Source organism: Ruminiclostridium cellobioparum subsp. termitidis CT1112, from assembly GCF_000350485.1.
In the GTDB taxonomy this organism is placed as follows: Bacteria; Bacillota; Clostridia; order Acetivibrionales; family DSM-1351; genus Ruminiclostridium; species Ruminiclostridium termitidis.
The window spans coordinates 1-13,337 of record NZ_AORV01000047.1; the positions used below are offsets into that span (position 1 = coordinate 1).

Here is a 13,337-nt window from a genome sequence, read left to right on the forward strand (position 1 = left end):
AAGAGGCTGATAGAAGCTGTATCAATTACACCAGGGTGAAGAATTATATAAATAAGAATACATTTATATCCTCCATAGAGCTGTACACGACAAACCCTACCATACACAAATACGCCTCCATAATACCCGCAACTGAAGATACGGCAAAAAATGACTGGTACCAACAGGCCCTCCAGCATGCCGATATTTCCTGGAAGAGCTTGTACTCAATTGACACCTGGAACCATGTCTCCCAGGAATTATGCCTGATCCGGAGGATACCGGTCATATCGTCAAAAGAATATGCCGTCCTGATAATCAGGATCAGCAATAATTATTTGAAAAACCGGATTCAGAACAACGCTCTGTCCAACACTGTATCGGTAAACCAGGATCCTGTTTTCTACAGCACTCAGCGCAATTTGTCGGGACAAAATCTGACAATACCCATTGACTACGGCAAAACACAATATCTGTACTCAGGTCAGCTGACCTATGAAAACAAAAAGAGTATTGCAAATATTTCCACTCTCCTGCCCTATTCGTCTAAAGACCGGATTTATATAACCACTCTGGATTTTGATGCTTTGCCCGACATTAATAATATAATTTTAATATGTACCTCCACCCTGCTTTTTGCCTCGGCATTGCCTGTTTTGCTGATTATCTACTTTACCAACAAGTTCAGTTCACGTATTATCACCCTGCGCGGAGAGATGCACAAGGTATGCAGCGGCAATTATCATATTATCGACGATTTTAAAGGGGAGGATGAAATATCCGAAGTTTACTCCGATCTGAAAGTGATGATACAGAGCATACAGCAGATGGATGCCAGGATGTATGAGGCAAAGATACAGGAAGAGATATTAAAAAACCAGCAGCAGAAGATGGAGTTTAAAATGCTGGCAAGTCAGATAAATCCGCATTTCCTGTATAATACTCTGGAGACCATACGTATGAAGGCACTCACAGAGGGAAATCCGGAAGTGGCCAATGTCATCAAATTATTGGGCAAATCCATGCATTATGTGCTGGAGAATACCGGCACCTCCTCCACCACATTAAAAAAGGAACTGGATTACATATCAATTTATCTGACCATACAAAAGCTGAGATTTAATGACCGCGTCAACTATACCTTAAAGGTGGAGGAGAACATCGATCCGGAAGACTACCAAATCCTCCCCCTCCTGCTGCAGCCCATAGTGGAAAACGCCATCCTGCACGGTCTGGAAGGCACTGAAGCCCGTGGACAGATCGTTATTGAAGTGAAAACAAAGGGGGATGAACTCTTGTTAATTGATATCTCTGACAACGGGCTTGGCATGACCCGGGAAGAATTGGACAATTTGACAAGCAGTATCCGGGTGCGTAATAAAAAATCCGCAAGCGGTATCGGACTTTATAATATTAATCAGAGGATCAAATTATTTTATGGTGAGGCCTATGGAATGGAAATTAAAAGTAACCCGCTGGAAGGTACCCTTGTGTCTCTTACACTTCCCTTGCACAATTTGATGGAGGAATAGCTTATGATGAAAGTTTTTATTGCAGACGACGAATCAATCATCCTTGAAGGATTAAAGCATATTATTGACTGGCCGGAACTGGGTTTTTCAATTTGCGGAGAAGCGAACAACGGTGAAGATGCGCTGAATAATATACTGGAGTTGAATCCCGACCTGGTTCTGCTGGATATACGCATGCCCAAACTACAGGGCACCGAGATTGTGCAGCTCGCCAGAGAACACGGTTTTAAAGGGCATTTCGTCATATTGAGCGGTTTTTCCGACTTTAAATATGCTCAAACTGCGATCCGTTACGGAGTTGAGTTTTATCTTACAAAGCCCATTGATGACGAAGAGTTGTACCGTGCTGTAAATACCGTAAAAGAAAACATACTTAAAGAGCATATGCATGCAGATACAATGAATCAATTCCGGGAAAAAGCAAAATACACCATTTTGCGTGATGTTCTGCTTAATACCGGCGATGTATCAAATATTAATCTGGGTGAGATCAACCTTTCGGCTGCGGTATACCAGGTGGTAATATATGAGAATTATAATCAGGATACCTTCAATCTGATTTACGATTTTGCAGACCTCTTAAAGGTAACCAATCAGGGAAACAACTCCTTTGAACACATAAAGATTCATGAAAAGGATATTATCCTCCTGAAAGGAGCATTTTCCCTGAGCCATTTCCGTGACTTTCTAAGACATTATGATAAAAGCCCCCAGAAAAGTTCTCCTCTGGATTCACTATTTATAGCTTACGGACGCGAGGTCGGCAGGGTGGAGGATATCCACCGTTCCTATGAGGATGCCCTTTGCCTTATGAACCGCCGTTTTTTCTGTGAGCAGAACCAGCATGCAATAGGCTACGAGCAGCTTCCGGGCTTTGATGACAGGGTTTATGAAATAAATGCAAGGGAAACCAATGAATACTGTAAATTGCTGTGCAGCTATATACAGAGCTACAACCGCAGGAAGATAGCCGATACCCTGTTTGCCCTTGAAAAAAACCTATATTATGCAAAAACGGATATATCCAATATAAAACTATTTCTGACCGATATCTATCTTCAGATCAAGGAAAACATAAATCACATATACAGCACGGTGGATATTCCTTTCCCCACCAACTCATGGGTAATTAACCTTATCGACGGCAAATATTATCTATATGAAATAATATTTTTCTTCTCAGTGCAATTTGAAATGATAATAAATGCAATCGGAAATTTTTCCCGTGAAAGTGTACTTGATGATATCGTTTACTATATCAATCACAACTACAGGGATAATATCAAGCTGGAAACCATAGCACCCCTGTTCGGATATAACAGCTCCTACCTTGGAAAGATATTCAATAAAAAAGTAGGGGAAAGCTTCAACTCCTATATCGATCACGTGAGAATCAACCACTCAAAGGAGCTTTTGCTGCAAAAGAACCTGAAAGTCTATGAGATTTCAGAGCTTGTGGGCTACAAGAATGTTGACTATTTCCATAAAAAATTTAAGAAATACCTGGGCGAAAGCCCGGCCGAATTCCGCAAAAGGAATAACGCTCCATAGCACAAAACTTCCCGGCCCAATGGAATGGAGAATATAAACCATCAGGCTGGGAAGTTTTATTCCAATTTTATTAGGCTGGCATGTATCATTTCTTATTTGGATGCAGCCGCTGAGGCCTCTCTTGCCGTGTTCTGATCCTTTGCATTCTTCATGTCTACGGCCAATACCTTGTCATAGCCAAGACCTTTTACAGTATCCTGCATTTCTTTCTGCAAGCTATTGAATTCCGACTCATTTGCTGCAAATACCATCTTCCAGGAGTTCTCGATGATAATGGCTTTGCACTGCCCTCTTAATGCTGTGATTTCCGAGTCTTCGGCAGGAGCTATGTATGAGCTTCCGGGAGCAACCATTATCTGGTTTTTCTTCTGGAGATATTCAAGTGTGGTGGAAGCCCCCATCTTTGTCTGCCAATCCATGTCCAGAGGTGTTTTATTTTTCTCCAGTACCGAATCCCACAATGTATAGTTATACGGATAGTTTGTCAATGGATTTATATCACTTGGCAAAACCGTATCATAATTCAATGCCGACACTCCGTCCTTCCAGATGCCGCCGCCCCATTCGGTCGGCACAGGTGTATTGCCGCCTTCAAAGAATGCCTTCCAGCCGAACTCAGTCAGGGCAGGTTTACCGTCGACCATGTCCCAGGTCAGGCCTTTAGGCCCGCTTGACTTGGAAGTCTGTGCAGCCGACATCTGAACTCCTTCGGGAGAATACAGCCAATCGATAAAATCTGCCAATCTTTCAGGGTCTTCGGCCTTGCTTCCGATAGCTATAAATGTTTTATTTCCCACCGGGTTGCAGCCGTAGGAGAAAACCTTCATATCGTCGATGGGTGCAATCATAAAACCTATGCCGGCAGCCTTGTTGTCAGGCGTATTAAAGGCCGATTGACCCAGCCACGGCCAGGGTGCATATAAAATCTGCCCATCCTGATACTTGGTGTACATGGTATCGTAGTTTTGCGTAGTTGATTCGGGATCAACAAGTCCTGCCTGGTTTGCATCAAAATAGAATTTTAAAACCCTGTTGTACATGGAATCCTGATCGATTATACTCTGATAATCCGACCCGTCAGCCTTGGCCAACACGAAGCCCAGTTCATCATACCCGTAAAAACATGTGGGCTGTTTTGCCATACACATCATGTTTCCGTCCCAATCCTTGAATAAGGAGACTGCATAGGTTTTCTTTCCGGTTTTGCTTGCCGGCACCGCCTTCTGCATATCCTTGAATACCTGGATCAAATCCTCCAGAGTCTTGATTTGCGGATATCCGATGGATTTGTACGCATCCCAGCGGAGGTACGGGCCAAATGTCAGATCAAGTCCTTCGGACGGGTTGGTGGCCGGCTGTTCCGATACCAACGAGGGAACTCCGTAAATTGCATCACCTTCCACCATTTTATTCAATGAATCTATAGCCGCCTGATATTTTGTGATATTTTTTCTCTCTGCAAATAATTTTGTAGCATCATACAGCAGCCCCGCGGTGACAACGTCCTGCATTCTGCCGTTCTCCGCACCGATAATTATTAAATCTCCCAATTCCCCGGCAGCCGAACGGGTTTGAAACAAGGTGTCCCCGCCGCCGGCCACATTCGGTGCAATTATATTAAGTTCCATGTTGAAGTTTTCTTTTACTATTTTTGCATACCAGCCTGACATTATCCCCTGATAATTAGCCAGATTGTCAAATACATCAACGGTTATAAATTCGTGATATTTGGCTGTCCCTGCTGCCGAACCGTCTGCTGCGGTCCTGGCAGTGCTGCCTGCCGCCGTGCCGTCTTTTGCGGCATTATCCCCTTTATTGCCGCAGCCATAAAGCATGGATGTTACTAATATCACACATAGCAACACACTTACCAGCTTCTTTTTCATTTCATAGCCTCCCTTAAATACATATAATTGGCAAAATAAATAAAAAATGAATTCATTTATCTTGTTCTGCCCATGTTCAGCCCTTGACCGATCCAATCATGATTCCTTTGATAAAGTACCTCTGGAAGATGGGATAAACAAACAGGATGGGCAGCGCCACAATAACTGTGACTGTCATTCGCACTGAAGTAGGTGTCTGCTGCGTTGCCAGGGTCATCACATTGCTGTAAGTTCCCACACTGTTCATTATCAAGGCTTTTAAAGAATTTGCCTGATTGATATAGCAATACAACAAGTATTGCAGGGAATATAATTTTTGATCTGTCACATAAATCAAGGTATCCTGGAAGGAGTTCCACTGTGCAACCGCCGAAAAGATAGCGATAGTTGCTAAAATCGGCTTGCAGGTGGGCAGGATTATTCTGGTAAATATTGTAATAATCCCGGCGCCGTCGATTTCCGCCGCCTCCTGCAGGGAAGCCGGTATTGATTCCACATAGGTTTTGGAGAGTATGATATTAAAGGGCTGCACAATAGCCGGAATAACATAAACCAAAAAATTGTTGGTAAGCTGTAAATTTTTCATGGTAATAAACATTGGAATCAAACCTGCATTAAAGTACATTGTTATAACGATAAAACGGTACCAGAACTTTCTTCCCCACAGCTTCTGCTGGGTAAACATAAACCCCAGAAATGCCGACGCCAATACGGTAAAAACCGTCCCCACCACCGTCCTTGCAAGGGAAACACCCGCTGCGGTCATCAACCCTTTTATTTTAAATACCTCTATGTAGTTTCTAAGATGTATCTGCCTTGGCAGAAAATTTATTATTCCATTGGCACTCAGATCATTTGCACTGATTGAATTGATCACCAAATAATAAAACGGATACAGGCAAATCAGCGTATATACTGCAAACAATGCGTAATTTTCAACGATAAACACAATATCCGGTTTTGATCTTTTTCCCGTTTTATCACCTATATTTTTCATCACATATCCTTTCAGCCGCAATTGAGTTTATTAAGCCGGTAGTCTGTAACATCTAAAACGCAAAAGCAGTTCCGGAGAAATTTAACAGTCGGCAATGTATGAATTTAGATGTTACAGACTACTATATAATGGATTCCCCCCGCACCTTTTTGGAGACCATATTGCATACTGCCAGCAGAGTAACACTGACCAGACTCTTTAACATGCCTATTGCCGTTGCCATTGACGGGCTCCTGCCCGTCATGCCGATATTGTAAACATACAGGTCGAGAACCTGTATGTGCTCCTTATTAAAGGAGTTCTGGAATACATAGTATTGGTCCAAGCCGTTGTTGAGGAAATTGGCCAGCGAGAGCAGAATTAATACAAAGAAGGTAGGCAGCAGCGCCGGCAATGTAACATGCCACATCAGTCTGAACCGGCCCGCACCGTCGACCCTGGCCGCCTCATATAAATCCTGGTCGATGCCTGCAATTGCCGCAAGGTACATAATAGCTCCCCAGCCCAGGCCTTTCCAGGTATACCAGAGCAGCATGGCAAGCCATGTATGTGAATCCCCGTCTAAAAATTTAATGGGCCTGGTTAACAAACCCGTGTTTATTAAAAAGGTATTGACCATCCCTGTGGCCGAAAACAGACTGAAGGCCACAGAGTATACCATTACCCAGCTTATAAAGTTTGGAAGTGTGGTTAATGTCTGAACTATGTTTTTAAACCATTTACTTTTTATCTCATTCAAGAAAACAGCAAACAATACTGGAAAGAAAGAAGTGGCCAAAGTCAGGCCACTTATGGCAAAGGTATTTGACATGACCTTTAAAAGCTGCTTTATCTGTGTTGGATTGGTAAACAGTAATTTAAACCAATCAAGTCCCACAAATTTACATTGTGATAATTTAAGCGGAGGCTTGTAGTCGAAAAATGCATATATCCAACCGTGTAAAGGAAAATAAGAAAATGCAAAGGACAAGAGCAAAAACGGTAGTATGTAAAGAAACATTTTTTTCCCCTGTGCATTTTTCACCCTCTTTACTTTCTGAACATTCTTTGTCTGTAACGCCACTGATTGCTGCATCTTTACCTCCGCTATCAGTTATGCCATTGTTTGTGCGTACCAGGTCACTGAGTGAATGTTACCATTTTTTCAGCAGGATTTATACCATAAATATTCCATATATTTTATAGTACAAATTGCATTTTAACCGCCGTAAAACAAAAATACCGCCCAAGAGCAGTCCGTCATAAAACAGTATAAGAAAACTTAAACTGTTTATGGGCACTGCCAAGTAAAATGTCTAAAAGAGAACGGAATTTTCAGCTTCATATCATGGTAACGCATGAGGAATTAGTCACCATACGGGATCGCATGGCAGAAGTGAGCAGTCAAAATCAGAGTGCCTTTATCCGCATAGCGGCCATAAAGTATTGTGAATATGAGAATAGGCTCCTTGTTCTAGTTTTCGTATAAGGTAGCTATATCATGTATTCTACACTTCATTTCTGTGCGGATATGTAACGGCTCTAAACACTCGCATTTATCCCCAAAACTGAAAAGAATATTGTAGTAGTATTCGTTCTCTATGAAAGGAAAACTAACAATGTAATGCTCATCACCGTCTGGCGAAAAGTGTTCATAAGTGCAATAATCAAGTACCCTGTCCATGACAGATTTATGAATACGAATTTTAATTTTTGTTTGCATAGTTGCCAAAATATCAGTAAAATCTAACTGCGGTTTTTGATAATCTCGTGGCGTAAAAAATTCCTCTTGTATTTGTAGGTTTGATGTGCGGGATAGTCTGAATAAGCGAAAATCATTTCTTTTATGGCAATACCCTTGCCAATACCAATGGCTACTTTTCAATACAAGCTGATACGGCTCGGCTGTTCGTGCGGTTTTATTTCCGTAGCGGTCTGCATATTCAAACGAAAGTAGCTTACTTTCCTGTAAAGCTGTTTTGATAATTTCTAAATATGGTTGTATGTTCCTGTTGCCCATCCACGGACTTAAATCTATGTAAATCTGATTTGCTTTTAACTCAATGTCTTTTGCTCTGTCGGCGGGGATAAAGCTCTTAACTTTTGCCAGGGCGTTTACCAGTTCATCACCTCGTATCATAGTAGAAAGATTGGAAAGCCCCATCAGGATAGCGGAAAGGTCGGCAGTCGAAAAAAACTTTCTATCAATCTTGTAGTTCTGCATAATTTCAAAGCCGCCGCCCACTCCTGATGTTGAGCGAACAGGAATGCCCGCCATGTTGATAGTGTCTATGTCACGGTAGATTGTGCGAGGTGAAACTTCAAACATATCTGCTAACTCCTGTGCGCCTATACGCTCTTTATCAAGGAGTATCATAATAATGCTAACAAGCCTGTCAACTTTCATCTGATAGCCGCCTTCCAAAATTTCTTTTTTTCATTATAGATTGTTGCCATACTGCTGTCAACAATTGCAAGATATAATAAAAAATAAACTGATTAATCTACCTATCACAATGAAAATGGAGAAAATTTATGTTTACAATCTATGTTTACGCTCTTGATACTTTAGCCGACTGGGAACTGGGATATGTTATTTCGGAGTTGAATTCTGGGCGATTTTTCAAAAAGGGCGAGCAACGTGTATCGCTCAAAACGGTTAGTTATTCTAAAGAGCCAATCAATACAATGGGCGGGATGACAATAGTACCGAATTGCTTAATTGATGATATTATTGTGAGTGAAACAAGTATGTTGCTATTACCGGGCGCAGATACATGGAACGACCCAAAGCATGGCGCTATCATCGAAAAAGCAAGCGAATTTCTCTCTTTAGGCGCTACGGTGTGTGCAATATGTGGGGCTACTGCTGCGCTTGCCAACTTTGGGCTATTGGATAAACGTCCGCATACCAGTAATGGACCGGGATTTCTTGAAATGGTTTCCCCTGGTTATAAAGGGCAAAGTTTTTATATAGACAAGCCATCTATAGCGGATAACAACCTTATTACTGCAAGTTCCACCGGAGCTTTGTTGTGGGCGAAACAAATTATTGAGCATTTAGGTGTTTTTCAATCAAACACACTGGAATCTTGGTATGAATATTTTAGTACCGGTGAGCCTAAACATTTCTTTGCCCTCATGCAAACTTTGCCGTCTAGCAATGAAAACTGATCCACTTTTATCATAAACAGAACGGGGACATAGACCACATGGGATGCCTAACAAACAATCTTGAAATTTACCCGCCGCGCAAAGCGGAAAAACAAAAACACCGCCCAAGAGCAGTGTCTTGTTTTACCTTACTGCTTAATCCGGATTAATCCAGAATTTTTCTCAGAGCCTCATACGCAATTGTAAACGCCAATTCCCCATCGGTCATTGCCCGCTTGTCGGCATTTTTCTCCAGGCTTTTGAGTGCGGCAAACTCTGCCAGATGGGGCTCCAGGCTCAAAAAGCCCGAATATCCCTTAGCCTCAAGCTTTACAAGAATTTCTTTGACCTTGCCGTCCCCTTGACCTGCCGGAGTGACCTCTCCATTTTCGAAGAGTGCATCCTTGATATGCACATATTCGATATAAGGCTCTAACATTTCATAGGCCTTAATGGTATCCTGCCGGCACTGTACAAAATTTGCGAAATCAAAGGTACATTTAAAGTGGTCGCCGTAGAATTTTTCAAACAATTGCAGGCAGCGCACTGCATTATCTCCATAAATATCCTTTTCATTTTCATGAAGCAATACCACACCCTGCTCCCCTGCATAAGCAATCAGGCGCTGCAATCTTTCGAAAACCTCTCCCCGGTATATTTCCGGTTCCTCACCTTCCGGTATGAAAAAACTAAACATTCTGATATAGGGGGTTTCCATGATCTTTGCAATTTCAACCACTCTTTGATAAGTCTTAAAATGAGGTTCGAAATCATCGGTGATTTGGATCTTTCCAACCGGAGAGCCTATGGCCGATACCTGAATTTGATTATCTGAAAGATAATCCTTTAATTCCTTTGCCTCCTCTGGGGTAAAATCTGAAATATTTTTCCCATTGGCACTGCGCAGTTCTATATGGGAAATTCCCAATTTCTTTAGCAGCTTTACCTGTACTGTTATATCTTCATTGATTTCATCGGCAAAGCCGCTGATTTTTGAATTTTTTAACATCTTTTGCCCTCCGTTTCAATATTCTGTAAAATTAACAGCTTATTTTGACCCATAACTACCTTCGGTATTAAAGGTAACTTCCTTTACCTCTTTTTTCAATCCGGAGGCTTTACGGCGCTTATCCAGCTCCTCGAGGAACAGCTCTTCATCAAAGGGTATCTGAACCGCTTTACCCAGCCAGCTGGATAAATGCATGGCATTTGAAAGAGTAAGCCCGTTTATGCCTTCCGCTCCTTCGGCTACCAGAGGTGTGCCATGGAGTATCCTTGCCGCAAATGCGTTAAGAACTCCCATATGCTGCGGATTTGCTCCGTCGGTTTCAAGCTTCACATAACGCCCCTCAGGCTTTTTGAAACCTTCGGCTGCCGTATAGCAGTGTTCTCTTTCATTTGTATCCAGCATATATAATGTTAACCCGTCATCCTCACAAACCAGCTTTCCTTTTTCCATAGTAATCTCAAACCGGTTTGTCCCCGGCGCATCTGCCGTACTTGTAACAAATACTCCGGTGGCTCCATTGGGATATTCCAGGTAGGCTGTCACATCATCCTCAACTTCAATATCATGCCATTTGCCGTTATGGCATTTCGCCATCACCGTTGACGGCATCCCGCATATCCACTGCAGCAAATCCAGGTTATGGGGACATTGATTCAGCAATACTCCCCCGCCTTCTCTCAACCAGGTTGCTCTCCAATCCCCGGAATTGTAGTACGCCTGTGTACGGTACCAATCGGTTATTATCCAGTTTACACGCTTAATTGCTCCCAGTGTGCCTCCCTGGACCAGCTCATGCATCTTGCGGTATAAATGATTGGTTCTCTGGTTGAACATTATTGCAAATATACGGTCAGATTTTGCAGCAGCCCGGTTCATTTCACGAACCTGTTTTGTATACACTCCCGCAGGTTTCTCGCATAGAGCGTGCAGCCCATGCTCCAGAGCCTTGATCACCAGTCCCGGATGGTCGTAGTGAGGTGTTACAATAAACACGGCATCGCATAAGCCGGATTTAATCAGCTCATCCCCATCCTGAAATATTGTCACGGTATCGGGCAGATTCTCTTTTGCCCAGGTTCTCCTTGTTTCCCTTATGTCGGCGGCAGCACGCAGTTCCACCTCGGGCGCCTTGCCCTCCAGGATGTTCATACAGTGATTGCTGCCCATGTTGCCAACTCCGATAATTCCGATTTTTACTTTGTTCATAAATTTCTCCTTACATTATGAAGAATTAATTGTATTATATAATAAATGGAAGAGGCTATGCTTTTATTTTGGAAAAGCATAGCCTCTTGACTTTTAGCTGTATAGCCTGTAATCCGGCAAGCCTTTACACCCTGTCTGCATTGTATTTATTTTACAAGCTCAAGTGTTTTTACGATTACAGTTACCGCCTCTGCCCTTGTTGCATTGTCTAAAGGCCTGAAGCTGTTGTCGGGATATCCTCCTATGATTCCGTTCTCTTTAGCTGTGTTTATTGCACTGGAGGCCCACGGTGATATGTCCGACTTGTCAGTAAACACCGCCTCATCACTTACCTTTGTGAGTTTCGCTGCATTTACCACCATAACCATCATCTGCTCCCGGGTTATAATTTCGTTTGGCCGGAAAGTGTCATCGCTATAGCCTGCAATTATTCCATAAGCACTTGCCGTGGATATGTAATCCTTTGCCCAGTGTTCCGAAGTATCTGTAAAGGCTTTTCCTGTCTTTGCGGAAAGTTTTAATGCATTAATGAGGATTGTGATGAATTCCGCTCTTGTAATTTTTTTGTCAGGCTTGAAGCTTCCGTCAGGATAACCTTTTATTGCTCCCAGAGCAACCAGTTTGTTTATGTTGGCTTCTGCCCAGTGTCCACTGGTATCCGTCAGGTTGACTGCCGTTTCAGGTTCGTGTGTTGTATCCGGTGTTTCAGGAGTTTCAGGCGTCTTTGGTGTTTCAGGTGTCTTTGGTGTCTCAGTTCCGCTGCTTCCACCACTGTTTCCGCTTCCGCTGCCACTGCCGCTTCCTCCGCCATTGTTTCCACCCGAAGGTACATCTGCCGGTAATACAGTAACCGTACATTGTCCAAAGATATTACTATCCGATACGCTTGTTGCTCTTATTGTGGTTGTACCCGGCCCAACCGCAGTTATCACACCGCTTGCCGATACCACTGCAACGGCTGGATTTCCGGAGCTCCATAATACATTTGTATTGGAAGCATTTTCAGGAACCACTGCTGCAGTCAGCTGTTGAACCGCTCCAACTCTAATACTGCTTATAACCGATGGAGTGACAATGATTCCGGTGACCGGAACAACTGCTGCTTCCCTGGTAATACTTATACAGTATTCGGCAACCGTACCGTCCTGTGCCGTAACTACTACAGGGATGTCGTTAACTCCCACCTCAAGCTCTACATTTATTACCGCTCCCGATACCGCAGGCACACCGTTGACAGTCAGACTGCCGTATCCCGATGACCTCACTATGGGGGTAATACTTATACTGGATACGCTGTTTTCCACACTTGCCGTATAGTTTCTGTTATCCGGTGTAAATGCCGGTGACAGGGTTCCCCGGCTTATTATAAGGTTGCTTAATGCAGCATCGCCGCTTTGAGCCGCCTCTCTTGTAACACTTATAACATACATGTCGTCGGTTCCGTCCTGTGCCGTAACCACTACGGGAATGTTGTTAACTCCTGTATCAAGTTCCACAGTTATTGCCGCTCCCGACACTGTAGACACTCCGTTTACAGTCAGACTGCTGTAATCCGGAATTCCCACCGTAGGAGTAATTTCTATACTTGATATATCGTGTGCAACATATGCTTCATAGTTCTTATTGTCCGGTGTAAATGCCGGTGACAGGGTTCCGGGGTTTATTTCCAGATTGCTCAGCATGTCAATGCCGCTCTGGGCTGCCAGTCTTGTAACACTTATAACATAGGTCTCACTGGTTCCGTTTTCCGCCGTAACTACTATGGTAATGTTGTTGACTCCCACTGCAAGGGCCACACTTCTGCCTTCTCCCGACACTGTGGGCGCATCATTTACAGTTAGGCCCGAATATCCCGAAAAATGCAGCTGTTGGAATAACCTGTATGCTTGATACGCCGTTTTCCACACTTGCCGTATAGTTCTTATTGTCGGTGCGAATGCCGGCGACAGGGTTCCCGAGCTTATTTCCAGATTGCTTAATGTGGCGTCGCCGCTCACTTCGGCTTCTCTTGTAACACTTATGACATATGTGCCGGTTGTACCATC

General features: G+C 43.2%; 10 protein-coding genes. 3 read left to right on the plus strand and 7 right to left on the minus strand.

The genetic code is table 11. The features are described 5' to 3' along the window. The coding region (locus CTER_RS17720; protein ID WP_004627819.1) for a sensor histidine kinase at window positions 1-1,511 on the plus strand (1,511 nt) is incomplete at its 5' end. A gap of 3 nt (window positions 1,512-1,514) precedes the next feature. After that, window positions 1,515-3,062, plus strand: coding sequence for a response regulator transcription factor (locus CTER_RS17725; protein ID WP_004627822.1), 1,548 nt, complete (start codon window positions 1,515-1,517; stop codon window positions 3,060-3,062). A gap of 92 nt (window positions 3,063-3,154) precedes the next feature. Here the strand turns inward: CTER_RS17725 and CTER_RS17730 are convergent, their stop codons facing one another. From CTER_RS17730 to CTER_RS17745, 4 genes are all read right to left on the minus strand, one after another. Continuing rightward, window positions 3,155-4,948, minus strand: coding sequence for a type 2 periplasmic-binding domain-containing protein (locus CTER_RS17730; RefSeq protein WP_004627815.1), 1,794 nt, complete (start codon window positions 4,946-4,948; stop codon window positions 3,155-3,157). A 76-nt stretch (window positions 4,949-5,024) separates the two neighbouring features. Next, the gene (locus CTER_RS17735; RefSeq protein ID WP_004627809.1) at window positions 5,025-5,945 is read right to left on the minus strand and encodes a carbohydrate ABC transporter permease; all 921 of its coding nucleotides are present in this window, start codon (window positions 5,943-5,945) and stop codon (window positions 5,025-5,027) included. A 121-nt stretch (window positions 5,946-6,066) separates the two neighbouring features. Continuing rightward, the gene (locus tag CTER_RS17740; protein ID WP_004627813.1) at window positions 6,067-7,020 is read right to left on the minus strand and encodes an ABC transporter permease; all 954 of its coding nucleotides are present in this window, start codon (window positions 7,018-7,020) and stop codon (window positions 6,067-6,069) included. A 378-nt stretch (window positions 7,021-7,398) separates the two neighbouring features. Beyond that, the gene (locus CTER_RS17745; RefSeq protein ID WP_004627826.1) at window positions 7,399-8,331 is read right to left on the minus strand and encodes a helix-turn-helix transcriptional regulator; all 933 of its coding nucleotides are present in this window, start codon (window positions 8,329-8,331) and stop codon (window positions 7,399-7,401) included. 128 nt (window positions 8,332-8,459) lie between these two features. Here CTER_RS17745 and CTER_RS17750 point away from each other — a divergent pair, with 128 nt between their 5' ends. Next, window positions 8,460-9,098, plus strand: a complete 639-nt coding sequence (locus CTER_RS17750) for a type 1 glutamine amidotransferase family protein (protein WP_004627817.1) — start codon at window positions 8,460-8,462, stop codon at window positions 9,096-9,098. 145 nt (window positions 9,099-9,243) lie between these two features. Here the strand turns inward: CTER_RS17750 and CTER_RS17755 are convergent, their stop codons facing one another. From CTER_RS17755 to CTER_RS17765, 3 genes are all read right to left on the minus strand, one after another. After that, window positions 9,244-10,086 (minus strand): sugar phosphate isomerase/epimerase family protein, encoded by an 843-nt coding sequence (locus CTER_RS17755; RefSeq protein WP_004627823.1) that lies wholly within the window; start codon window positions 10,084-10,086, stop codon window positions 9,244-9,246. Window positions 10,087-10,125: 39 nt separating this feature from the next. Next, window positions 10,126-11,292, minus strand: coding sequence for a Gfo/Idh/MocA family protein (locus tag CTER_RS17760; RefSeq protein WP_004627820.1), 1,167 nt, complete (start codon window positions 11,290-11,292; stop codon window positions 10,126-10,128). Between the two features lie 146 nt (window positions 11,293-11,438). Continuing rightward, on the minus strand, window positions 11,439-13,337 hold a 1,899-nt coding region (locus CTER_RS17765), incomplete at its 5' end, for an S-layer homology domain-containing protein (RefSeq protein ID WP_004627811.1).